18 protein-coding genes are annotated in these 25,344 nt (G+C 63.1%); 15 read left to right on the top strand and 3 right to left on the bottom strand.

Translation table 11 applies throughout. The features are described 5' to 3' along the window. Positions 1-274 precede the first annotated feature (274 nt). The 14 genes from ppsA to P8Y64_00520 all read left to right on the top strand — a co-directional run bounded on the left by ppsA (position 275) and on the right by P8Y64_00520 (position 17,862). Positions 275-2,683, top strand: coding sequence for a phosphoenolpyruvate synthase (gene ppsA, locus P8Y64_00585; GenBank protein MEJ2058972.1), 2,409 nt, complete (start codon positions 275-277; stop codon positions 2,681-2,683). Between the two features lie 64 nt (positions 2,684-2,747). Further along, entirely contained in the window at positions 2,748-3,293 is a 546-nt protein-coding gene (locus tag P8Y64_00580; GenBank protein ID MEJ2058971.1) for a hemerythrin domain-containing protein, read from the top strand. Between the two features lie 118 nt (positions 3,294-3,411). Beyond that, positions 3,412-3,900, top strand: coding sequence for a c-type cytochrome (locus P8Y64_00575; GenBank protein ID MEJ2058970.1), 489 nt, complete (start codon positions 3,412-3,414; stop codon positions 3,898-3,900). A 173-nt stretch (positions 3,901-4,073) separates the two neighbouring features. Further along, a complete protein-coding gene (locus P8Y64_00570) occupies positions 4,074-4,301 on the top strand; it encodes a hypothetical protein (GenBank protein MEJ2058969.1) in 228 nt (75 codons plus the stop codon). Between the two features lie 293 nt (positions 4,302-4,594). After that, positions 4,595-5,569 carry a hypothetical protein gene (locus tag P8Y64_00565; GenBank protein ID MEJ2058968.1) on the top strand — a complete coding sequence of 325 codons (975 nt, stop codon included), beginning with the start codon at positions 4,595-4,597 and terminating at the stop codon, positions 5,567-5,569. A 143-nt stretch (positions 5,570-5,712) separates the two neighbouring features. Continuing rightward, positions 5,713-6,225, top strand: coding sequence for a hypothetical protein (locus P8Y64_00560; GenBank protein MEJ2058967.1), 513 nt, complete (start codon positions 5,713-5,715; stop codon positions 6,223-6,225). Beyond that, positions 6,212-7,684, top strand: a complete 1,473-nt coding sequence (locus P8Y64_00555) for an ATP-binding protein (GenBank protein ID MEJ2058966.1) — start codon at positions 6,212-6,214, stop codon at positions 7,682-7,684. The genes P8Y64_00560 and P8Y64_00555 overlap by 14 nt, the downstream gene beginning before the upstream one ends. Then, positions 7,677-9,068 (top strand): sigma-54 dependent transcriptional regulator, encoded by a 1,392-nt coding sequence (locus tag P8Y64_00550; protein MEJ2058965.1) that lies wholly within the window; start codon positions 7,677-7,679, stop codon positions 9,066-9,068. The genes P8Y64_00555 and P8Y64_00550 overlap by 8 nt, the downstream gene beginning before the upstream one ends. A gap of 221 nt (positions 9,069-9,289) precedes the next feature. Continuing rightward, positions 9,290-10,420 carry a transaldolase gene (tal, locus tag P8Y64_00545; protein MEJ2058964.1) on the top strand — a complete coding sequence of 377 codons (1,131 nt, stop codon included), beginning with the start codon at positions 9,290-9,292 and terminating at the stop codon, positions 10,418-10,420. A gap of 5 nt (positions 10,421-10,425) precedes the next feature. Continuing rightward, on the top strand, positions 10,426-11,916 hold the full coding sequence (zwf, locus tag P8Y64_00540; protein ID MEJ2058963.1) for a glucose-6-phosphate dehydrogenase: 1,491 nt from the start codon (positions 10,426-10,428) through the stop codon (positions 11,914-11,916). A 6-nt stretch (positions 11,917-11,922) separates the two neighbouring features. Next, positions 11,923-12,540, top strand: coding sequence for a DedA family protein (locus P8Y64_00535; protein MEJ2058962.1), 618 nt, complete (start codon positions 11,923-11,925; stop codon positions 12,538-12,540). After that, positions 12,537-14,885 carry a glycoside hydrolase family 15 protein gene (locus P8Y64_00530; GenBank protein ID MEJ2058961.1) on the top strand — a complete coding sequence of 783 codons (2,349 nt, stop codon included), beginning with the start codon at positions 12,537-12,539 and terminating at the stop codon, positions 14,883-14,885. Before P8Y64_00535 ends, P8Y64_00530 begins: the two co-directional genes overlap by 4 nt. 94 nt (positions 14,886-14,979) lie before the next feature. Beyond that, positions 14,980-16,551 carry an FMN-binding glutamate synthase family protein gene (locus P8Y64_00525; GenBank protein MEJ2058960.1) on the top strand — a complete coding sequence of 524 codons (1,572 nt, stop codon included), beginning with the start codon at positions 14,980-14,982 and terminating at the stop codon, positions 16,549-16,551. Between the two features lie 30 nt (positions 16,552-16,581). Further along, on the top strand, positions 16,582-17,862 hold the full coding sequence (locus tag P8Y64_00520; GenBank protein ID MEJ2058959.1) for an APC family permease: 1,281 nt from the start codon (positions 16,582-16,584) through the stop codon (positions 17,860-17,862). 50 nt (positions 17,863-17,912) lie between these two features. On the opposite strand, the gene P8Y64_00515 is transcribed toward P8Y64_00520, so the two are convergent. The 3 genes from P8Y64_00515 to P8Y64_00505 all read right to left on the bottom strand — a co-directional run bounded on the left by P8Y64_00515 (position 17,913) and on the right by P8Y64_00505 (position 23,845). After that, positions 17,913-20,960: an efflux RND transporter permease subunit gene (locus P8Y64_00515; GenBank protein MEJ2058958.1), complete on the bottom strand. Its 3,048-nt coding sequence runs from the start codon at positions 20,958-20,960 to the stop codon at positions 17,913-17,915. After that, positions 20,960-22,084 carry an efflux RND transporter periplasmic adaptor subunit gene (locus tag P8Y64_00510; protein MEJ2058957.1) on the bottom strand — a complete coding sequence of 375 codons (1,125 nt, stop codon included), beginning with the start codon at positions 22,082-22,084 and terminating at the stop codon, positions 20,960-20,962. The genes P8Y64_00515 and P8Y64_00510 overlap by 1 nt, the downstream gene beginning before the upstream one ends. 408 nt (positions 22,085-22,492) lie before the next feature. After that, positions 22,493-23,845 carry a phospholipase D-like domain-containing protein gene (locus P8Y64_00505; protein MEJ2058956.1) on the bottom strand — a complete coding sequence of 451 codons (1,353 nt, stop codon included), beginning with the start codon at positions 23,843-23,845 and terminating at the stop codon, positions 22,493-22,495. 181 nt (positions 23,846-24,026) lie between these two features. Between P8Y64_00505 and P8Y64_00500 the strand changes: the two genes are divergently transcribed. After that, the gene (locus tag P8Y64_00500; GenBank protein MEJ2058955.1) at positions 24,027-25,328 is read left to right on the top strand and encodes a citrate synthase; all 1,302 of its coding nucleotides are present in this window, start codon (positions 24,027-24,029) and stop codon (positions 25,326-25,328) included. The last annotated feature ends 16 nt before the right edge of the window (positions 25,329-25,344 follow it).

Genomic DNA, 25,344 nt, shown 5'->3' with positions numbered 1-25,344 from the left:
GGGTAACGTCACCATGTAATCCCCCGACGGTTTCAGCAACATGACGCCATCGGACACATTAAAGTTGCGCAAGCCGACGCCGGTCCGGCTTGCTTGCCATCCTGCGCCGCAACAGCCGGTACGACGTTTCGCAATCCGGCAAGAAATGGCGCATGGCGGCAAGCGGATTGTCCGAATGCGTGAAACCGCCTCGCTCGTCTTGGCGGGTCATTGAACATGTGGCACATTGTGTGACGACAAGTGGGGGCAAATCGTCAACGCCAGGGAGCCATGAATGACTCAGTACCGCTACATCCGCCGTTTTGATGAACTCGGCATCGATGACGTACCGCAGGTAGGTGGCAAGAACGCCTCGCTGGGGGAGATGTATCGCGAGCTGTCCGCCGAGGGGGTGAAAGTACCCAACGGCTTTGCCACCACCGCCGAGGCCTATCGCCATTACCTGGAACACAACGGCCTGACCGAGCGCATCAGCAAGGCCCTCGACGGACTGGACAAGAACGACGTCACCGCCCTGGCCCGCACCGGCAGCCAGATCCGCAGCTGGATCATGCATGCCGAGGTGCCCGAGGACCTCGCCAAGGAAATCATCGCAGGCTATCACGAGCTGGCGACCGACAAGCTGCCGGAGCCCGACGTCGCCATCCGCAGCTCCGCCACCGCGGAGGACCTGCCGGACGCCTCCTTCGCCGGCCAGCAGGAGACCTACCTCAACATCCGCGGCGTGGACAACCTGCTGCTCAGCTGCCAGCGCGTGTTCGCATCGCTGTTCACCAACCGCGCCATTTCGTATCGCGTGGACAAGGGCTTCGGCCACATGGACGTAGCCCTGTCGATCGGCATCCAGCGCATGGTGCGCTCCGACCTGGCCGCGTCGGGGGTGATGTTCACGCTGGACACCGAAACCGGATTCCGCGACGTGGTGTTCATCACCGCCGCCTACGGCCTGGGCGAGAACGTGGTGCAGGGCGCGGTGAATCCTGACGAGTTCTATGTCTTCAAGCCTACGCTCGCCACCGGCCACCGGCCCATTCTCAAGCGCCAGCTCGGCACCAAGCATCTCAAGATGGTTTACGGCCACGACTCCATGGCCGGCCATTCCACCCGCAACGTCGCGGTCAACGAGGCGGAGCGTTCGCGCTTCACGCTCAACGACGACGAGGTGCTGGAGCTGGCCCGTTACGCCGTCATCATCGAAAAGCACTATTCCGAAAAGGCCGGCGTGTCACGCCCCATGGACATCGAATGGGCCAAGGACGGCAAGACCGGCGAGCTGTTCATCGTCCAGGCCCGCCCCGAAACCGTGCAGTCGCTGCGCGGCGCGGCCACCGAGGACATCTACCGGCTGGACGAGCGCGGCGAGGTCCTGGCCGAGGGCAAAAGCGTCGGCCAGAAGATCGCCGCCGGCAAGGCCCGCGTGATCATGGAAGCCAAGAACATGCACCAGCTCAAGCCCGGCGAGGTGCTGGTGACGGACATCACCGACCCGGACTGGGAACCGGTCATGAAGATCGCCTCGGCCATCGTCACCAACCGCGGCGGACGCACCTGCCATGCCGCCATCATCGCGCGCGAGCTGGGCATCCCGGCGGTGGTCGGCTGTGGAGACGCCACGCGCGAGGTCACCGACGGCGGCGAGGTCACCGTATCCTGTGCCGAAGGCGACACCGGTTTCGTGTATCGGGACAAACTGCCCTTCAAGTGCGAGTCGCTGGATATCTCCGGACTGCCCGAACCCGCGACCCACATCATGATGAACCTGGCGAACCCCGAACTCGCCTTCGAAACCAGCCGCCTGCCGAATGCGGGCGTGGGGCTGGCGCGCATGGAATTCATCATCAACACCAGCATCCGCGTCCATCCGCGCGCGCTGCTGGAATACGACAAGCTGGACCGCAAACTGCGGCGCAAGATCGACGACCTGGTGGCGGGCTATCCCGACCGCGAGTCCTTCTTCGCCCTGCGCCTGGCCGAAGGCATCGGCATGATCGCGGCATCGTTCTACCCCAAGCCGGTGATCGTGCGGCTGTCCGACTTCAAGTCCAACGAATACGCCGCCCTGATCGGCGGCGAGCAATTCGAGCCGGACGAGGAGAACCCGATGCTCGGCTTCCGCGGCGCCTCCCGCTACCCCTCCAAGGAATTTTCCGCCGCCTTCGCACTGGAATGCCGTGCCCTGCGCATGGTGCGCGAAGACATGGGGCTGGATAACGTCAAGGTGATGATCCCGTTCGTGCGCACCGTCGACGAAGCCGTGGCGGTGCAGGAGGTCATGGCCGAGCACGGTCTCAAGCGCGGCGAACACGGCCTGGAGATCATGCTGATGTGCGAGATCCCCGCCAACGCCCTGCTGGCCGACGAATTCCTGAAGCACTGCGACGGTTTTTCCATCGGCTCCAACGACCTGACCCAGCTTACCCTGGGCGTGGACCGCGATTCCGGCATGCTGACCGGCTACGACGAACGCAACCCGGCCGTGCTCGCCCTGATGAAGCTGGCCATCGAGGCCTGCAAGCGCCACGGTAAGTATGTCGGCATCTGCGGCCAGGCGCCCTCCGATTTCCCCGAGATCACCAAGTGGCTGGTCGAACAGGGCATTCAGTCCATGTCGCTGAATCCGGACAGCGTGTTGTCCATGACCCGGGTGGTACTCGATACCGAGGGCAAACTGCCCAAATCTTGAGCCTGCGCACCGGCGGGCATTCCCCGCCGGTGCAGACTATAGTCAGCCCTGGGAGGACGGCACGATGGGCGATATGCTGGACACGCTGCGTGAGGACCATGTCAACCTGAGCAAGCTGCTCGTCTTGCTGAGCGATCAGCTTGCCACGCTGCAGGCCGGCGACACGCCCGACTACAACCTGATGCGGGACATCGTCGATTACATCGACAATTACCCCGATCTGGTCCACCACCCGCGCGAGGATGTGATGTTCGAGGTCTATCTCGAACATCACCGCAAACAGCGCAAGGAAATCAACGAACTCATGGAAGAGCACAAGCTGCTGCCCGAACTGACCGACCGGCTGCTGGAAAGCATCGACGCCATCCTCAGCGACGCCATTCAGGAACGGGAAGCCTTCGAAACACGGCTGTACGATTACATCCAGATCCAGCGCCGTCACCTCGATACCGAAGAAGCCACCGTATTTCCGACCATTCGCGCCGCCCTGAAGGAAGATGACTGGCGGCGCATCGAAGCCGAAGTCCCGCATCGCCACGATCCCCTGTTCGGCGACATCCTCGAAAAACAGTACGCCGACCTCTACGAGCGCATCCGCGCCAGCGACTGAACTTTCATCGTTTTACGCGGTCTCCTGCCGCGGCACGGGTGCGTCCGGACGGCACGTTGAAGTGCAACGGCAAACCGGTCCGTTTTTCAATCTGCCACTCGAAATTCAGGAGGCCCTTTTGAAAGAATTCAAACTCGAGGAGCACCTCTGGCTGCAGATCCTGCTGCTGCTCGTCGGCATGGCGATCCTGCTGATCATGGCCAGCCAGGTCTCACAGTTCTATCACGCACTGGTTGCGGATCATGAACGCCACCTGCCCGACGTCATGGACTCCAGCATAAGCGAACGCCTGCAACCGATCGGACACGTCGCCGCCAGCAACCCGGATGCGCTACCCGCGCCGGTCGCCAAGGCGAAAACCGGCAAACAGGTGGTCGAGGCCGTGTGCATACACTGCCATGGCGCCGGTGTGCTGGGCGCCCCCAAGATCGGCTCGCACAGCCTGTGGGCGCCGCATTACGCCAAGGGCATCGCCACGCTGCTCGACCACGCGGAACACGGCTTCAAGAACATGCCGGCGCGCGGCGGCGATCCATCGTTGAGCAATCAGGAACTGAAAAACGCCATCCTCTACATGCTCGGCCAGTCAGGCTTTCATCCCTCGTGAGTCCCCTCCCCAACCGGGCGTGATAAACGCTCGGTTGTTTGCTTCTGTCAGCCATGATCCGGCCCTTTCGGATCATGGCGTGCTTTGTGCATCTTTTCTTCCGTGTCGGGTCTCGACCCGACGGGTCTGAACTGCCGATGTCAATCGCGCCGTTTGCCTGGAGGAAAGCGATCATGGAATCACTCACCGATTCATCCTTACGAATACTGGGACTGTTCATCATCGTCCCGATAACGCTATTCGTCATCCTGGATTTTGGTGTGTTTCTTTTGCTGTTCAGTCTGTTCTGGCTATTCGGGCTCGGCCTGTTGTGCTGTGCCAAAATCGCCCATTGGGCGCCATTGCCGCCGCTGGACACGGCGGAATTGCACCTGCTCATCCGTCATTTCGAGGATCGCTGACCTCGCGGTAGCCATCCCGGCCATGACGGCAGCGGGTTCCATGCTGACGTAACGGCGGCACGATTCAACCCGTCGCCGGCTCAAATCAACCATTCAAACTGGTTGATTTGCCCCGTTCTTCTCTCCTGTTTTCATCCTCTTTCAACCACGCCAAGGGTTTACGCACCCGCCACACGTGGAACGAATACTGCTTGGTTCAAGGCAGACGATACATCCGGAAAGCACAACTTTCGCACCGGCTTGGTGCGCATCAGGGATACATGGTGAAAATTGGACCCGTCAGGAGTGAACGCATGACACGACTGCACTTCGCCATTCCACGCTTCAAATTCGTCCTCGCGGCCGCCTGCATCGGCCTGACGATCGCCTGTGCATCAACCGTACGGGCTGCGACGTCTCTTCATGTCGACGACGGAAACCAGGGCGGGGAAAACGTCATGGACATACGCGGCATCCCTGCCGACTTCAGTCTCAAGCTGCTGAGCGATGGGCGCGATATCTACCACGATCTGCAACGCAGCCTGGAAAGCGAACAGAACCGGGACATTCAAAACACCCTCCTCTACCTGCGCGCGGCACACGACCGGATCGGCGATCTCGATGCGTCACCCGAGCTGGCTTCGGTCAGGGCGCAGACCGATATCATCCGCACCGATCTCGAAGATCAAAGCAAACGTCCCGCGGCCGATTTATGGATACCCGTTCATGCCGAACTCTCCGACGTGCTGGTCGGCGCCGACCCCAAGACACGGGCCCGGCTGCTTGACGATCTCCGCCAGGGACAACAGGCGACCTCGCGCGCGGAACGCAAAATCGCCACCGCGCGGCTCAACGACCTGCTGGACGTGATCGACTACCGCTTCGAGGTCATCCCCCTGAACCACGTGCGCGAAGACGTCAACGCCGCCCTGCGCTCGGCGACCCTGCCCGAGGTCGACTGGCACGCGGTGCGCGAAGCGACCCGCCACGCCATCGGCCTGACCGAGTGGCTGACACGCAGCGAATCGCACGGCCTCGTCCTGGCCTACTACGACGTCGTGGACGCCTACTACACCTGGCCCTGGCACAAATCGCGCGCCCGCCATGATCTCGCCATGGCGGCAAACGACCTGCGGAAAACCGCGGGCGAGCGGGTGCTGGCCGAAACGGCCTCCAAACTCGCCACCGCCGGGCACGACACCATGGCGGAACTCGTCAAACTGCGTGCCGCCCTGCTTTCCAGAATTCACCAACACGAATCGAACGCAAGGCCGCAAGCCAAGTCATAAAAACCAGAAGACAAAGCGAATGCGCCCGCTGCGGACCCGCACAAAACCGCTTACGGACTCACTACCACAGGAGCACGCCATCACATGCCCGCTGCACTACGATTTCGCCACCCAGTGCCCGCCTGCGGCACGGGGTACTGACCATGTTCTGGCTGGTTGCCGCACTGCCACGCTACTTTTATCTCGCGGTGAGCCTGATTCTCATCACCGTGGCATTGCTGCTGGTGTCCTACGGCCTGTTTGAGGTCTGGGTCGCCATGCACGCCGGGCGCGATTTTGTGACGGACGAACTGCTCAACGCCATCGGCGTCATCGTCATCTCGGTCGCATTGGTCGACGTCGCCAAGTTCCTGCTCGAAGAGGAGGTCATGCGACGGCGTTCGCCACGCTCCAGCACCGTGGAAATGCGCCGCAGTCTGAGCAAATTCGTGTCGATCATCGCCATTGCGGTTTGCATGGAATCGCTGGTCTATATCTTCAAGGCCGGCAAGATGGATATGAAGCTGCTCATCTATCCGTCCCTGCTGCTGCTTTCAGGCACGCTCATGATCATCGGGCTCGGCGTGTATCTGCGCGTCACCCAGTTCGCCCTGCGAACCGAATCGGACGCCCTGTTCCGTGATACGAAGAAACGCCCTGACGATGAACGGGCCTGACACGCAATCGCTGGGGAAACGGCTGCGCACCAGCCCTTACCGCTCGATCTGGCTGCCGAGCCTGATCAGCTTTTGCCTGCTGCTGGTCGCGCTGGGACTGCTGGTCGGCATCTCCTGGCTGAACGTGCATCGTCTGGAACCCCTGAGCACCCATCTGCGCGAACTGAGTCGCGTGCAGGACGCTCAGCTCCGGCTGCAGGAGGAACTGGTACGCAGCCTGAGCCAGGGCACATCGGTGTCGGTTGCACAGCTGCATCACCTGCGCGGCGAGGTCACGCAAATCATGAACGACGCGCAGCACCTGCTGCCGCAGACCAGCGCCCATCTCAAACTCGCGCGTCAGGCGCTCAGCAACCTGCAGGACAAACCCGAGGAGGCGTTGATTCTGACCCTGGGCCAGCTACGCCAGGTCATCACCCAGGAGACCCGCGCCCACGAGCAACTGCTCAGCGAGGTGCGGCGCAATACCGAACTCGAATTCCATATCGCCCTGGCCATCGTGATCCTGCTTCCGTTGGCCTCATTGCTGGCCCTGTTCATTTTGCGCAAACGCATCCTGCTGCCGTTGGACAATCTCAGCACGCTCATGTCGCTGCTGGCGAAACAGGATTACAGCACAGCGAACGCACAGGGGGCGGACCCGCTGATCGAGCCGCTGATACAGAACTACAACGTTCTGGTCAGCCGGCTGGCGGAGCTCGAGGCCGAACACCGCAGCCGGCACGCCGACCTGGAGGCGCAGGTGCGCAGCGCCACCCAGACCCTGCTCCAGCTGCAGCGCACGCTGGCGAACTCCGAGCGCCTCGCCGCCGTCGGGGAGGTCACCGCCCGTTTCGCGCACGAACTGCGCAATCCGATGGCCGGCATCCAGATGGCGCTCAGCAATCTTTTGCAGGAGACCGACAACCCCGAACATTGCGAACGCCTGGAACTGGTCATCAGGGAGTTACACCGCATCACCCAGCTCATCAACAGCCTGCTGGATCAAAGCCATCACCAGCCCGAGGCGGCCCGCAAGGTGGAACTGAACACCACCATCAAGGAACTCCTGAGCCTGGTTCGCTATCAAACACCTGAGAACATTCGTCTCGACCACGACGTGGCCCAGGGGCTGCGGTGCCTGGTGCCGGAGGATCGCCTGCGCCAGACCCTCATCAATCTGGTGCTGAATGCAGAACACGCAATCGGCGCACGCGAGGGGCAGATCATCCTGTCCGCGGAACCGGACAGCGGAAAACTCGTCCTGCGCGTCAGCGATAACGGACCAGGTTTTCCCGACACCCTGATCGAACACGGCATTCGCCCCTTCGTCAGCGGCCGGGCCAACGGCACCGGGCTTGGCCTGTCCATGGTCGAACGCTTCGCCCGCGATCTGGGCGGGCAAATCGAACTCAGCAACAAACCCACGGGAGGCGCCTGCGTCACCCTGAGACTGCCCTGCCTAAGCCATGATGCCTAAGACTCTGCTTATTATCGAAGACGAAAACCTGCTGGCCGCCGAACTCGAACGCCATTACCGGCGCCAGGACTGGGAAGTACTGCGCACGGACGACCTGGCCGGGGCAGCCGACCTGTTGTTCGAACAGGGTATGGAGCCTCTGGTCGTGTTGTCGGACATGAGCCTGCCGGACGGCAACGGGCTGGACCTGCTGGAGCGGGTACGCTCGCGGGGACTGACCAGCGAATGGATCTTCCTCACCGGCTACGGCACCATCCCCGACTCGGTGCGCGCGATGCAGCTGGGCGCCTTCGACTTCATCACCAAACCCTGTGACCAGCAGCACCTGGACCTGATCGTCAACGGCGCCGCCCGCAGTGCCCGGGCCCAGCAGCGACTGAACGACGAAAGCCGGGCACGCACCAAACGCTATGCGCCCGAATCCTTCGTCGGCCGCTCAAGCGCCGCGCGAACGGTGCGCGAGATGCTCTGCAAGCTGACCGAGGTGCCGTTCTCCGCCCTGATCATCAGCGGGGAGACCGGTACCGGCAAGGGACTCGCGGCACGCATCCTGCACCATGCCGCGGAACGCGCCGGTTACCCCCTGGTCGAGATCAACTGCGCCGCCCTGCCGCGCGATCTGCTGGAATCCGAACTGTTCGGCCACGAGGCCGGCGCCTTTACCGGCGCACGCGGCCGGCATCGCGGCCTGATGGAACAGGCCAACGGCGGTACGCTGTTTCTGGACGAAATCGGCGAAATGGATCTCGACCTGCAGGTCAAGCTGCTGAAGGCCATCGAAGACCGCACCATCCGCAGGCTGGGCGGCGACCGGGAAATACCCATCGATGTCCAGATACTTGCCGCAACCAATCGCGATCTCATGCAAAGCGTGCGGGAAGGCAGCTTTCGCGCCGACCTGTATCACCGGCTCAGCGTATTCCGCCTCGAACTGCCGCCGCTGCGCGACCGCAAGGAGGACCTCCAGGACCTGACGCCGATCTTCGTCGAGGAATTCAACGCCAAGGCCGGCAAGCGGGTGCGCCATATTCACGACGAGGTGATAACACGCCTGATGAGTCATACCTGGCCGGGCAACGTGCGCGAACTGCGCAACGTCGTGGAGCGCTGCGTATTGTTTTCCACCGACGAGACCTTCCCCGGCAACTGGCTGCAGCTCGGTCCGCGCCTGTCCGAACCCAGCATCGCCTTTCAGGACGAAGAACGGGTATGGCTGCCGCTGGACGGCACCATGACCCTGGAGGATATGGAACGCCATATTCTGGAGACCGCGCTCAAGCGGCATCAGTACAACGTCACCGCCACGGCGCGCGCCCTGGCGACGACCCGCGAGACCTTGCGTTATCGCGTAAACAAGTACAGGCTCAAACCGATGGAACAGTAACCCGCTGCGCAGGCCGGAGGGCCATACGCCTCCGCTCGCAGAGCGGTTCAGGGACGAACAGGAAAGACATCCTGTCCGGTACATATCAACCAATACCGGGCCGACCATGTGGACATCTGGTCCACTGCCAGTCCTAACCGACTGATTATGGAGAAATCAGCGACTGGTATCCCTTTTGCTTCATATCAGGGAAAGGCCACGACTCAGAGAGGAGAGCCAAGATGAGCGAAGCATCCCCCAATCCCCTGGCAAGACTCCATGCCCTCGGCCAGTCGATCTGGGTCGATCACATCGACCGCCAGATGCTCGAGGACAACACCCTCGCCTGCCTGATCGAACAGGACGGTGTGCGCGGGGTCACCACCAACCCGTCTATTTTCGCAGAGGCCGTGGACAGGCATCGCGAATACCAGCAGCAGATCCAGACCCTGGCCGCGCAAGGACACGCCCCCACCGAGATCTACGAACGGATCACGCTCGACGACGTCCGGGCGGCCGCGGATGTGCTGCGGCCGCTGTACGATCGGGCGCAGGGCGGCGACGGCTACGTCAGCCTGGAAGTGCCGCCGGATCTGGCCCGCGATGCGGACGCCACGGTGAAAACGGCGCGTCGGCTCTGGGAACTGATCGGCCGCCCCAACGCCATGATCAAGGTGCCCGCCACCCTGGAGGGACTCGGGGCGATCCGCACGCTCACGGCGGACGGGATCAACGTCAACGTCACCCTGTTGTTTTCCGTGCAGCGCTACCTCGAGGTTCAGCAGGCCTATATCAACGGCCTGAGCGACCGGCTGGAACGGGGTTTTCCAATCGGCCAGATCGCCTCCGTGGCGAGCTTCTTCCTCAGCCGCATCGACACCCGCGTCGATGAACTGCTTACGGAAAACGACGGTCCCGCGACCGAGGATCTGCAGGGCCATGCCGCGCTGGCCTGCGCCGGCCTCGCCTACCGGCACTACGAACAAACCTTTCATCAGGGCGATGTCTGGCAGGGCCTGGCCGCACACGGCGCCCGCCCGCAGCGGCTGCTATGGGCCAGCACCAGCACCAAGAATCCGGCCTACAGCGACGTCAAATACATCGAGGCCCTGATCGGGCCGGAAACCGTGAACACGGTCCCGCTCGATACCCTGGCGGCCTATCGAGATCATGGAAATCCGCAGGCACGCATCCACGACACCATGAAGCAGGCGCCGGCGGTGCTCGAGGCACTCGCCCATCACGGCATCGACCTCAACCCCATCAGCGTGGAACTCGAACATCAGGGGCTCGACAAGTTCGAGCACGCGTACCGGCATCTGCTCGACACCATCGCCGCCCAGGCCGGACAGCCCAAACGGGCGGCCGGCTGACCGGCATGACGGCAGGCGCCGCCGACAGACAGGCAGGGATACTCGTCCTGTTCGGCGCAGGCGGCGACCTGGCCGCCCGGCTGGTCATCCCCGCCCTGTATGCGCTCTACCACCAGGACAAGCTGCCGCAACCTTTCCGGCTCCTGGCTGTGGATCGCGAGGCGCTTTCCCCCCAGGCGCTCGGCAAGCACTGGCAGGGCTTCGCGAAGCATTCCGACGTGTTCGATACGAAGACCTGGCGCGACTTCATGTCCCATCTTGCATGCCAGGCGCTGGATGCAACCGACCCGCAGGACTTCAAGACGCTGCGGGCACCGATCGCCGACTTCGAGAAACAGGCGGGCAAGGCACACCGCATCTTCTACACCGCGGTGCCGCCGAGCCTGTTCGCGCCCATCGCCAAGGGACTGACCACGGCGGAACTGAACCGCCCGGTCAAACGCACCCGGCTGATCGTGGAAAAACCGTTGGGATACGACATCGACAGCTTTCGCATGTTGAACGAAACCCTGCGCGAAGGTTTCGAGGAAACTCAGATCTATCGCATCGATCACTTCCTGGGCAAAGAAACGGTACAGAACATTCTCGCGCTGCGCTTCGCCAACCCGATCTTCGAACCCCTGTGGAACCGCCAGTACATTCGCCAGGTGGTGGTGGACGTTTCCGAATCGCTCGGCGTGGAGCACCGTGCCGGCTATTACGAAAAGGCCGGCGCCCTGCGCGACATGATCCAGAACCATCTCATCCAGCTGCTCACGCTGGTCGCCATGGAGCCGCCCGCAACCTATGAGGCCGAGGACCTCCGCAACCGCAAGATGGACGTCATGTACGCCCTGCGCCCCATCGAACGCGCCCACGCGCACGCGGTACGCGGCCAGTACGCCGCCGGGCGCATCGCCGGCAAACCGGTGCCCGGTTACCGGGAGGAAACGGGGGTGGCCGCCGATTCCAACACCGAGACCTTTGCCGCCCTGCGCCTGCATATCGACAACTGGCGCTGGGAAGGCGTGCCGTTCATTCTGCGCACCGGCAAACGTCTGGACGAAAAACGCTCCGAGATCCGCATTCACTTCAAACCCACACCGCACCGCGCTTTCCCGGCGACTGCCCGCGACGGCACGCATCGCGACTGCCTGTGCCTGCACCTGCAGCCGCAGGAGGGCATCAGCCTGCGTTTTCATGCCAAGGCGCCGGGCCAGCCACTGCGTCTGCAGGACGTCAACATGAAGTTCGATTATCAGGAATCCTTCCAGGGCCATGAGCCCACCGCCTACGAAACCCTGATCCACGACGCCCTGCACGGAGACGCCACCCTGTTCATGCGCGCCGACCAGGCGGAAGCGGCCTGGCGCCTGGTGCAGCCGGTGCTGGACCACTGGGCGGCGACAACGGCGGAGGATTTTCCGAATTACCCCGCGGGCAGTCGGGGTCCCGAGGCGGCGGAACGGTTGTTCACCACATTGCAGGATGGGGAGCCCGATGGCGATACGGCATAATAGGCCATGCCCTTTCTGCACCATGCCCTCGCCACCGCTGCGCCGTGGCTCGATCATTACGGCTACGCCGCCATCTTTCTCACCGTGGGCCTCGAATTTCTCGGCATTCCGCTGCCCGGCCTCACCATGGTGCTGGCCGCCACCCTGCTCGCCAGCCAGGGCGAGATGAACATGGCCACCGTGCTGCTTACCGCGAGCCTGGGTGCCGTAGCCGGCGCCAACGGTGCCTACGGCATCGGACGCCTGGGCGAACGCCGGCTGCTGCTCAGAATCGGCATCAACCGCCGTCACCTGCATCGGCTGCACAACCTGTTCGGGCGCTACGGCGCCGGTCTGGTGCTCGCCGCCCCCTTTCTGGACGGCCTGCGCCAAACTCACGGCCTCGCGGCCGGCATGCTGGAGATGCGCTGGCGGCGCTTCCTGCTGGCCAACCTGATCGGGGTGGCCTGTTGGCTGGGCGGATGGACGCTGATGGCCTACCAGCTCGGACATCACATCGGCGGCCTGCTGGAGCAGATCCATCGCTACCGCCCCTGGCTCATCGGGACTGGGCTCGCGGTACTGGCGCTCCTGATCGCCTATTTGCTGTATCGCCGCAGTTCGCGCCCGGAGAACGGTGTGTGAAGGCGCCGGGCGCGCCTGGCAGCGAAGCGCGCTGGGCCCCCGGCGACAAGTCCCTGGTCGGCTGCGCCCTGCGCAGCGCCCGCCTGTGGTTCACCATCGGACAGGGCATCGTGACCGAGGTGTATTACCCGCGGGTCGACATTCCGCAAATCCGCGACCTGGACTTCGTGGTCGCGGACGGCCGGGGATTCTGGGTCGACATCAAGACCCTGCCCGATCCCCGCCTGCGCCTGCTGCGCCCCGGAACGCCGGCCGTCGAAATGCTGCATCACCACCCACGCTTCACGTTGCGGCTGCAGGTCTGTCCGGATCCGGTACGCGACGTGCTGCTGGTGGAGGTCGAACTCACCGGAGACGACACCCTGCGCCCCTACGTGCTGCTCACCCCGCGGATCGGCGAAAGCGGCGACGCCAATCTCGCCTGGGCGGAACGCCATCACGGACGCAACGTGCTGTGGGCCGAGCAGGGCCCCTTCGGCATTGCTTTGCTTGCGGCAAACGGGGATCAACGCGACACCTTTGAGCGCACCAGCGCCGGCTATGTCGGCGCGAGCGACGGGCTGGAAGACTTTCGCAACCACGGCCGACTGACCTGGGCCTGGGATCAGGCCGGCCCCGGCAACGTGATGCTGACCGGCGAGATCGGACGCCATAGCGTGCTCGCGCTGGGCATAGGCAGCAGCAAGGAATCGGCCGCCACGCTGGCGGCCGGGACGCTGGCCCAGCCGTTTGTGAACATCCTCGAGGACTTCGCCACGGACTGGCTGCACTGGCACGGCCAGCACACCCGCGATCAGGATCTGCATCAGCTGCCGGCGCGGGTGCAGTCGCAGTTCAAGACCTCCGCCATGGTGCTGCGCTCGCACATGGACCGCACCTATCCCGGCGCCATGGTCGCCAGCCTCAGCATTCCCTGGGGGGACAGCCGCGACGTGCGCGGCGGATACCACCTGGTCTGGCCGCGTGACCTGGTCGAATGCGCCGGCGCCCTGCTGGTGCTCGGCGCGGAGGCCGAGGCCCGCAACGTGCTGCGCTATCTCATCGCCACCCAGCACGAGGACGGCCACTGGAACCAGAATCAATGGCTGGGCGGCAAGCCCTACTGGCTGGGGGTGCAACTCGACGAGGCCGCCTTCCCGGTGCTGCTCGCGGCCATGCTGGCCGAGCGCAACGCTCTGGACGGCATTCGCGTCGCCGGCATGGTGCGCGCCGCCCTGGGGTTCATCGCCCGCGAGGGGCCGGCCAGCGATCAGGATCGCTGGGAGGAAAACCGGGGCGTCAACACCTTCACCCTGTCCGTCTGCATCGCCGCACTGGTCGCCGGCAGCCGCTTTCTGGACGATACCGCGCGCGACCATGCGCTGGCGCTGGCCGACTTCTGGAACGCCAACCTGGAACACTGGACCTCGGCAGCGGATACCGCCCTCGCCCGCCGCCTGGGGGTAACCCGCTATTACATGCGCATCGCCCCCAGCCCCATCGTCGGGGACCAGCAGGCCGCCTGGCAGATCCTGCCGATCAAGAACCGCGTCCACGACCCGCATCTGCCTGCCGAGGAACAGGTCGGCACCGACTTTCTGCAACTGGTGCGCTTCGGTCTGCGCGAGGCGGATGATCCGCTGATCCTGGACAGCCTCAAGATCGCCGATACCCTGCTCAAGGTGGACACCCCGACCGGACCGAGCTGGTACCGCTACCACGGCGACGGCTATGGCGAACACCGCGACGGCAGCCCCTACGACGGCGCCGGGCGGGGCCGGGCCTGGCCGCTGCTGACGGGGGAACGCGCGCACTACGAACTCGCCGCCGGCTATGACCCCTTGCCGCTGATCGAATCCATGTGCGCCATGACCGGCGGGCTGGGCATGTTCCCCGAACAGATCTGGGACAGCGAGCCCATTCCCGGGCGGCGCCTTTATCCCGGACGCCCGACGGGATCGGCCATGCCGCTGGCCTGGACGCACGCGGAATTCATCAAGCTCGTCGCCTCGCGCCAGGAGGAGCGTATCGTCGACTGCCCCACCGCGGTATGGGCCCGCTATCACGGCCGGCGCCCCGAGGCCGACCGGGCCTTCTGGTCGCCTGCCGCACCCATCAGCCGCCTCGCACCGGGGCAGACCCTGACCATCTGGCTGCCCGAACCGGCCCGGCTCCACTTCGGCTACGACGGCTGGCAACACATCGCGGACCGTCAGACCCGCGAAACCGGCCTGGGGTTGCACGCGGCCTCCTTTACGGCACAGGAACTGTCCGGACATACGCAGGTCGATTTCACCTGGCAGCGCCACGGGGACGGGCACTGGAGTGGGGAGGATTTCTCGATCCGCCTCGACACGCCGTCGTAGCGGACCGACCACAGGCCGGGAAGCGGCCTGTTAGGATAATAATCAAACACAAAAAAGCAGCGCGGCCGACAGGCCGCGCCATGAGCGGTCTACCATGCGTATACCCTATTACTTCAGCCTGGCCGTGCTCTGGACCGGTGTGGCCGTACTTGCGACCTTCTGGCGGCCGGCACTGTACGGATTGTGGTTCGTGGTCCCGTACACCCTGCTCGGTCTGTACGACATCCTGCTGTCGAATCACAACGTCCTGCGCAACTACCCCGTCATCGGGCATTTGCGTTACATGATGGAATTCATCAGCCCGGAGATCCGGCAGTATTTCATCGAAACCAACCAGAGCGGCCGCCCCTACAACCGCGAGACCCGCAATCTCGTCTACGCGCGCGCCGAGGGCCTCTCGGAAACGCTGCCGTTCGGCACGCAGCAGGAAATCACGGCACCGGGCTTTGCCTATGCGCAGCCCACACTCGCCCCCACGGTACCCTCACCCGCTTCCACCCGCATCCTCATCGGCGGCCCTGACTGCACCCAGCCCTACGATGCCTCCCGCCTGAACATCTCCGGAATGAGTTTCGGCGCCTTGAGCTATACCGCGATCCAGGCCCTGAATCGCGGCGCGCAACTGGGCGGCTTTGCGCACAACACCGGCGAAGGCGGCATCAGCCCCTATCACCACAACGGCGGCGATCTGATCTGGCAGATCGGCACGGCCTACTTCGGTTGCCGCACGCCGCAGGGCAGATTCGACCCCGAGGCCTTCGCCCGCCTGGCGGGCGAGCCGCAGGTCAGGATGATCGAACTCAAGCTGTCGCAGGGCGCCAAGCCCTCGCACGGCGGCATGCTGCCGGCCGCCAAGATCTCGCCCGAAATCGCCCGGATCCGGGGCATCCCCGAAGGCGAGGACTGCATCTCGCCGCCGATGCACAACACTTTCGACTCGCCGTTCAGTCTGCTGCAATTCATCGCCCGCCTGCGCGCGCTGTCGGGCGGCAAACCAGTCGGTATCAAGCTGTGTATCGGCCGGCGCGAGGAATTCATGGGCATCTGCAAGGCGATGCTGGAAACCGGCATCACACCCGATTTCATCAGCGTGGACGGCGCCGAGGGCGGCACGGGCGCCGCGCCGGTGGAATTCACCGACAACCTCGGCACGCCGCTCAACGAGGCGCTGGTGTTCGTCCACAGCTGCCTGAACGGCATCGGTCTGCGTGACCGCATCCGCATCATCGCCAGCGGCAAGATTGCCACCGGCTTCGACATGATCGAAAAGATCGCGCTGGGCGCCGATCTGTGCAGCATGGCCAGACCGATGATGTTCGCGCTCGGCTGCATCCAGGCCCTGCGCTGCAACCGCAACACCTGCCCGAGCGGCGTCGCGACCCAGGACCGCCGCCGGGCGCGCGCCATCGACGTGACCAGCAAGGCCGCCCGGGTGTGCCGTTTCCACCAGGCGACGATGCGCAGTTTCGTCAACCTGTGCGGCGCGCTGGGGGTCGACGACCCGGACGAACTGCAGCCGCACCACATCATGCGGCGCATGGCTGAAGGCACGCCGCGCACCTGCGCGGAGATTTATCCGTATCTCGAAACCGGGGCCCTGCTCGGCGGCTCGCCGCCGCCGGCCTATGCCGCGGAATGGCGGGCTGCCAGTGCGCAGCATTTCTGACCCCGCCCATACCAATCGACAAGGAACCACATGAAGCAACAAGGCAAAATCGGCCTGTGGGGCGCCGTGGCCATCGGCATCGGCGGCATGGTCGGCGGCGGCATCTTCGCCGTCCTCGGACTGTCGGTCCAGCTCACGCACGGCGGCGCACCGCTGGCCTTTTTGTTCGCCGGCCTGGTCGCGCTGCTGACCGGCTACTCCTATGCGCGTTTGTCGGTTGCCATACCGTCGCAGGGCGGTACGGTCGAATTCCTCAACCAGGCCTTCGGCAGCGGCCTGTTCAGCGGTTCGCTCAACATCCTGTTGTGGCTCAGCTACATCATCATGCTGGCCCTGTACGCCTACGCCTTCGGCAGTTATGGCGCCAGCCTGTTCGGCGACCCGCACAGCGCCATGCTGAAGCACAGTCTCATAACCGCGGTCATTCTCGCCCTCACCCTGCTCAATATCGCCGGCTCACAGATCGTCAGCCGCGCCGAGACCGGGATCGTAGTCGTCAAGGTGATCATCCTGCTGGGTTTCGTATTGCTGGGTCTGCAGGCCGTACAACCCGCCCGTCTCACGCCTGACACATGGAGTCCGCCGCTGACCCTGCTCGCCGGCGGCATGCTGATCTTCCTGGCCTATGAGGGTTTCGAGCTGATCGCCAATACCGCGCGGGATATTCGTGATCCGGCCCACAACCTGCCGCGCGCCTTTTACATCGCCATCGGTTTCGTCATCCTGCTCTACATCGCCGTGGCCGCCGTCACCGTCGGCACCCTGTCGCTGCCGCAGATCATTCATGCGCGCGACTATGCCCTGGCCGAGGCGGCCCGCCCCTTTCTCGGTGCGACCGGCTATACCCTGATCGGCATCGCCGCACTGCTTTCGACCGCATCGGCCATCAATGCAACGCTGTACGGTGCGGCGCGCGTCAGCTATATCCTCGCCAAGGACGGCGAACTGCCGGAACAGCTCGAGCACCGCATCTGGAACCAGCCGCTGGAGGGACTGCTGCTGACCACCTTTGCGGCGCTGCTGGCTGCCAATCTGTTCGATCTGAGCAGCATCGCCACCATCGGCAGCGCGGGATTCCTGGTCATATTCGCCCTGGTCAACTTGGCGAACTTCAAGCTGCACGACCGCACCCATGGGAAACGCCCGCTCGCCGCGGCCGGTGTGCTGGCCTGCCTGGCGGCACTGGCCGCCTTGCTGGTGCAAACCTGGCGCGAGGACCCGCAGCGGATCTGGGTGCTGGCAGGACTGGTGGGACTATCGAGCCTGATTGAATGGCTCTACCGGCGGCGGCGCAACCGAAGGCGGCAATAAAAAAGGCCCGGCATTCGCCGGGCCTTGTCTTTTTCAAGCCACCTGAGAAATCAGGCGCCTTGCACGCGGTCCTTCGAATGATCCTTGGCGATCAGCATGTAGATCGCCGGCACCACGAACAGCGTAAACATGGTGCCGATCAGGATACCAGTGAAAATGGTCAGCCCGATATCGAAGCGGCTCACCGCACCGGGACCGGCGGCGATCAACAGCGGCACCACGCCGGTGGCCATAGCGGCCGTAGTCATCAGAATCGGGCGCAGGCGGATGGCGGCTGCCTGCTCGACCGCCTCGCGCTTCTGGCGTCCCTGATGTTGCAGATCGTTCGCGAACTGCACGATGAGGATACCGTGCTTGCTGATCAGTCCGATCAGCGTGATCAGACCGATCTGGGTGTAAATGTTCACAGTCGACAACCCGAGACTGATGAAGATCAAGGCGCCCGAAATCGCCATCGGCACACTGATCAGCACGATGATCGGATCACGGAAACTCTCGAACTGCGCCGAAAGCACCAGGAAGATGATGATCAGCGAGAACACGAAGGTGACGGCCAGCGCACTGCCTTCCTGAATGAACTGGCGTGATTCACCCGCATAATCGTAGCCGAAGCCTGCGGGCAGGAGCTGCTTGGCCTTGTCGCGCAGGAAGGTCAGGCCCTCGCCGATCGACTGCCCGGGCATCATCACGCCCGAGATGGTGGCCGAATTGAGCTGCTGGAACTGATTCAGCTTGTTCGGCTCGACCGTCTTGGATAGCGACGCCACGGTCGAAAGCGGCACCAATGTCCCGCTGGCCGTGCGGATACGGTAATTGTCGAGCATTTCCGGCGTCGCCCTCGCGGCATCGGGCACCTGTGGAATCACCTTATAGCTGCGCCCGGCGAGATTGAAATAATTGATATAGCCGCCGCCCAGCATCGCGCTCAGGGAACTGCCGATATCCCGCATGGAAATGCCCAGCTCGCCCGCCTTGGCCCGGTCGATCTTGATATGGATCTGAGGATTCTGATATTTCAGATCCGAATCCACGAAGATGAACTTGCCGCTTGTCTGCGCCGCCTGCAGCAGTTGTTGCGAAACGTCATAAAGCAGACGCGGATCGCCGGTGGAGGTAATCACGAACTGTACCGGCAGACCCTGGCCGCCGCCCGGCAGGGTGGGCAGCGGGAACACCACCGACTTCAGGCCCGCGACCCCTGCAAGCTCCCGCTGCAGAATAGGCTTGACCTGACTCTGCGACCGGGTACGCTCGCTCCAGGGTTTCATGATAAAGCCGGCGATGACATTGTCGACCTCGCCCCGACCGTTGATCATGAAGTAACGGTCTTTCTCAGGGAAGCTGTCGAATATCTTCTCGAACTCGTGGGTGTACTTTTCCACGTAGGGCAACGTGGCGTCCTTCGGCGCGTTGGCGCTGATGAACAGCACGCCCTGATCCTCTACCGGCGCCAGCTCGTGCTTGGCCGTGCCGTAAAGAAAATAGATGCTGCCGAGGATCACTACGGCCATCACATAGGTGACCGGGCGATAATTCAACGAGCCGTGCAACAGATTCTGGTAACGCCTTTTGAGCCCCTCGAACAGGTGCTCCAGAAAATGTTCGAAACGGTTTTCTCTCTCCCCGCCCTGCAACAGCTTGGAGCTCATCATCGGGGACAGGGTGAGGGCGACCACGCCGGATATCAGTACCGCGCCGGCCAGCGAATAGGCGAACTCAGTGAACAGCGCACCGGTCAGACCACCGAGAAAGCCGATCGGGGCATATACCGCGGCCAGGGTGAGCGTCATGACGATCACCGGTCCGCCCAGCTCCCGCGCGCCGTGCAGCGCGGCCTCGAACGGCGACTCACCATCCTCGATATGCCGGTGGACGTTTTCCACCACGATAATGGCGTCGTCCACCACCAGACCGATCGCGAGCACCATCGAAAGCAGGGTCAGCAAATTGATGGAATAGCCCATCAACAGCATGAGGAACGCCGCACCGATAATTGACAATGGAATGGTCACCGCCGGGATCAACACCGCCCGGAAGTTGCCCAGGAACAAATAGATCACCACCATGACGATGACCAGGGCTTCCAGAATCGTCTGCAACACCTCCTTGATGGAATCGCGGATGTATTGCGTGGCGTCGTAAACGATCTTGGAATTCAGCGCGCTCGGCATCTGCGCCTGAACCGAGGGGAAGATTTTCTTGACGTCGGAAATAACCGTCAGCGGATTGGCCGTCGGTGTCGCCTGGACACCGATAAAGGTGGCGCGCTGTCCATTGAAGACCACCGACGAATCGTAGGTCTCGGAACCCAGATCGACCTTGGCGACATCGCCCAGCCGCACCAGGGTGCCGTTATCCTGGGCCACGACCATCTGACGGAATTCGTCCGCGTTGTGCAGATCGGTATTGGCGGAAATATCGATGCCGACCTCATTGCCCTTGGTCTTGCCGACCGACGCCAGATAGTTGTTGGCCTGCAATTTGGCGACGATATCGGCCGGCGTCAGGTTGTGCGCGGCCAACCGGTCGGGTTCCAACCAGACACGCATGGCAAACGAATGGCCGCCGATCACCTCGGCCTGCGCCACCCCCGACACCGATTCGAGCTTGGGCACCACGACGCGATTCAGATAGTCGGTCACCTGCTCGGCCGACATCTGCTCGCTCCAGAAGCTCAGATACATCAGCGCGGTGCGCGAACCGGTGCTTTGCGTGATCACCGGACTTTCGGCGGATGCGGGCAACTGGTTACGGACCTGATTGACCTTGGCCATGATCTGGGTCATGGCGACGTTGGGGTCGAAGTTCAGGCGGATATTGGCCGTAATCGTACTGGTGCCCTGGGTACTGGTGGCGGTGATGTAATCGATGCCATCCGCACTCGCGATGGCCCGCTGAATCGGCGTGGTCACGAACCCCTGCATCAACTGGGCGCTGGCACCGGGATACGAGGTGGTGATGGTAATGACGCTCGTTTCCGTTTTCGGATATTCGCGGACCGGCAGATTGAACACCGCCCGCAGGCCGAGAAGCAGGATCAGCAGACTGATCACCGTCGCCAGCACCGGCCGGCGAATGAAGATGTCCGTAAAACGCATTAGTCGCTGTCCTTCGCCGAATTCTTACCGGCGTTCGAACCCTCGTTCGTAATGACAATGCGCGAACCATTGCGCAGTTTCAGCTGGCCGACCGTCACGATGCGCTGCCCGGCCTGCAGGCCGGTCGTGATCACGACGTGATCGCCCTGTGTCTCGCCGGTCTTGACGTACTGGCGCTTGACCGTCAACTGCGGCTTACCCTGCTTGTCCTTGCCCTCCTCAACCAGGAAGACCGCATCGCCATAAGGGTTGTAGGCGACGGCGGTAACCGGCACGGTAAGCACGTTCTCCTGGATCGGCAGCAGCACGTCAGCCATGGCGAACATACCGGGACGCAGCAGGCCCTCCGAGTTGTCCAGGGTCACCTGAACCTTGAAATTGCGGGTGGCGGGTTCGACGCGCGGGTCCATGCCCGTCACCTCACCCTTGAAGACGTGGTCCGGATAGGTGTCCACGTGCAATTCGACGCTTTGCCCGATCTTGACCTTGGGCAGATCACGCTCCGGCAGGGTGAAGTCGGCGTGCAGCTTGTCGAGGCTCTGCAGACTGACGATCTCGGTTCCCGCCTTCAGGTATTCCCCGGGATCGACGCGCCGAATGCCGACCACGCCCGCAAAGGGTGCGCGAATCGCCTTCTTGGCGATATAGGCCTGCTGCGCGTCCACTTCGGCGGCGGCAGCCTGGTAATTGGCCTTGGCGGTGTCGTAATTCGTCTGGGAAACCGCCTGGGTCTTGAGCAGGCGTGATTCACGATCGAAATTGAGCTTGGCGAGTACCAGCTTGGCCTTCAGGCCTTTCAGGTTCGCGACATCCTGCTCGTCGTCCAGCTGGACCAGGAGCTGGCCTTTTTCGACCTTCGCGCCCGGCTTGAAGTCGATGGACTTGACCACGCCCTCGACCTCGTTGCTGACGATCACGCCTTCCAGGGCGCTGAGCGAGGCCGGCGCCGCAAGACGCGGCTGCCATTGGACCGCTTGTACCGGCTTGACCTCGACGCTCGACGGCGGCGGCTGGAAAGTGGCGAAGTACTTCGCCATGAAGTAATTGCCCACGGCCTTGTAGCCGAAGACGCCGCCGAACACGACGACGAGGGCTATCACCATGATGATCATGCGCTTGGTCATCAATACGCTCCTTGCACCGAATGCCGGCCCCGCTCGCCCACGCCTCAAGGGGCGCGGGCGGAAAGGGGCCGGAGGGAATTTGGTAGCTTGTTATACCGTTCTAAGACGCGAGTATGACATGTTCGTTTAGGGCAGAACACCGTCCCGGTCGATATTTACCAATCTTTACCGAACGCGGCCGAAATCCACCGCGGGCGCCACGTGCAGCACCCCGCAAGTGTCTGATTCCACGGCATATCGGCTTGGCATGCACCCTGCATAAGATCTACTGCCGGCATGTAAGCCCAGCCGCCCCGGGCCCAGTGGGGCCGGCATGCGGCGACGGCTTACACCGGTATTGATCGCTCTCCCTCCTCAGTATTTGGCGGCCACCCGGCCGCCTTTTTTAATCCCCCGGCGTCTTGCATCCTACAGCAACGGCGACAGCAGACGCGCCAGCCCCTGCACGGTTTCGCGCAGCACACCCGACTGTGGCCGAAAGGGCCGGCAATCGGGAAACAACCCGACAAACCATCGCTCGGTTTCGACCACCGCCTGCGGGACATTCTGTACCAGAGCCAGCTCGAAATTGAGAAACAGGGAGCGCATATCCAGGTTGGCGGAACCCAGGGCGCACTCCTCACTGTCGAACAGCGCGGCCTTGGCGTGCAGCATGCCCGGTTCATACAGCAGGACCTTCACCCCATAGGCCACCAGCTCGTTCAGCCAGGTCGCGCGGGCCCAATCGGCCAGCGGATGATCCGAGCGGGCCGGCATCACCAACCGGACATCACATCCCCGCCGCGCCGCAATGCCCAACGCACGCGTCACCATCTCATCGGGCACGAAATACGGGGTGGCGAACCAGATCCGTTCCCGCACCTGAAAAACCTTCTGTATATAGTGGTCATACAGCGTATCGCCCGGCACGTCCGGCCCGCTGGCAATAAGCAGGGCATTGGCCGGCGATACGCAACTCTGCCACTCTATGCTGGGTGTCTCGTCCCGGGCGAAGGCCCAGTCCGCCGCAAAAATCGCCTCCAGCGCACCGACCACCGGCCCCTCCAGTGCCTGGGCCAGATCACGCCAGCGATCGGCACGCGGGCCCGGCCCCATGTACTCCTCGGCGATATTCATCCCGCCGATCACGGCGCGCTGACCGTCGACCAGCAGCACCTTGCGATGATTGCGCAGGTTGGCCCGGCCGCTCCAGGGCAGATGCAGCATGGGCATGAAGAACGCCACCTCGCCCCCGGCCTCGCGCAGCGGCCTGAGACGGGCAGCAGACAGGCGAAAGCATCCCATGGCATCCAGCAGCAACTGCACCCGCACGCCCTGGTGCGCCTTTTCCGTCAGGACATCCAGAATCGCCCTGCCGGTGACATCGTCCTTGAGGATGAAGGTGGCGATGCGGATGGACCGGGTGGCGCCGGCCAGCATCTGCTGTATGGTTTCATAGGCCGCCACGCCATCCGCAATCACGCGGCTCGAATCCACCCGGCACTTGAACAACCCATCGATTTCCTGAGGGCTTTCTTCGGACAGCCGCTTGCCGGCAACCCTTTTGCGCAACTTGCGTCCGCCGAAAATCAGGTAAAAGGGCACCCCGACGTAGGGCAGAAACAGAATGACCATGAGCCACGCCAGCGTGCTGGATGGGGTGCGGGGTTCGCGCAGCAGTTGCACGACCAGCAACAGGCCCAGGACGAAACCCAGCACCACCACACCATGCAGCAGCAGGGATTCAGCCAGCGGGCTTATGTCGATTTTTACGGTATCCATCACTCCGTGGCCGTTTTTTTAAAATTATTCCGCAACCCACTATCCAACCGCGACGTGGTCCGGCGCAAGCCCGTCGCTGTCGTTTTTTTCCGCCCCGGCGGCCCGCGTTCCATCTGCAGGCAGGTCGCGAAGCGGGAAGTTTGCTAGCATTACGCTTCTCACCTCATCAGCGAACGATGCCATGACCAAGGACACCGTCACCCTGATAGACAATCGCACCGGCAGACAGATCGAACTGCCCATACTCAATGGCACCGCCGGGCCGGCGACCATCGACGTGCGCAGCCTGTACAAGGAACTGGGTTATTTCACTTACGACCCGGGCTTCCTCTCCACCGCGAGTTGCCGCAGCGCCATCACCTATATCGATGGCGATCAGGGCATTCTGCGTTACCGCGGCTACCCGATCGAGCAGCTGGCCGAGCATTCCAGTTACCTGGAGGTCTGCTATCTGCTGCTGTACGGCGAACTGCCGACGACCGAGCAGCTCACGGAGTTCCAGGAAATCATCTGCGAACACACCATGCTGCACGAGACCATGCGTGGCTTCTACAGCGGTTTTCGCCATGACGCCCACCCCATGGCCATCATGGTCGGCGTGGTCGGCGCCCTGTCCGCGTTTTATCCGGACTCGACGGACGTACACAATCCGCGCCACCGCGAGATCAGCGCCCACCGCATGATCGCCAAGATGCCGACCATCGCGGCATGGAGCTACAAGTACGCGACCGGCCAGCCTTTCATGTATCCGGACAACAGGCTGTCCTATACGGAAAACTTCCTGCACATGCTGTTCGCGCTGCCGTCCGCCGACTTCCAGCCCAACCCGCTGTTCGTGAAGGCGCTGGACCTGATCCTCATCCTGCATGCGGATCACGAACAGAACGCCTCCACCTCCACCGTGCGCCTGAGCGGTAGTTCCGACGCCAACCCCTTCGCGGCCGTATCCGCCGGCATCGCCTCGCTGTGGGGCCCGTTGCACGGCGGTGCCAACGAGGCGGTCATCAACATGCTCGAGGAAATCAGCGAGACCGGCAAGATCGACAAATACGTCGAACGCGCCAAGGACAAGAACGATTCGTTCCGTCTGATGGGCTTCGGGCATCGCATCTACAAGAACTACGACCCCCGCGCCAAGATCATCCGCGAGATCGCCCACGAGTTGCTGAACGACCTGGGCATACAGGACCACCCGCTGTTCAATACGGCGCTGGAGCTGGAACGCGTGGCGCTGGAGGACGACTACTTCCAGGAGCGCAAGCTCTACCCCAACGTCGATTTCTACTCGGGGATCATCCTGCGCGCCATGGGCATCCCGCTCAACATGTTCACCGTCATCTTCGCCCTGGCCCGTACCGTCGGCTGGATCTCGCACTGGAACGAGATGATGCACGACCCCGAGTCCCGCATCGGACGGCCCCGTCAGCTCTACGAGGGGCATGCGGAACGCGATTATCAGCCCATCGATCTGCGCAAGGCGTGATTGCGGCAGTACTGGA

This window comes from Gammaproteobacteria bacterium, assembly GCA_037388465.1.
GTDB lineage: Bacteria > Pseudomonadota > Gammaproteobacteria > SpSt-1174 > SpSt-1174 > JARRKE01.
The sequence above is the reverse complement of the archived record's forward strand: the minus strand, read 5'-3'. Positions and strand labels throughout refer to the sequence as shown.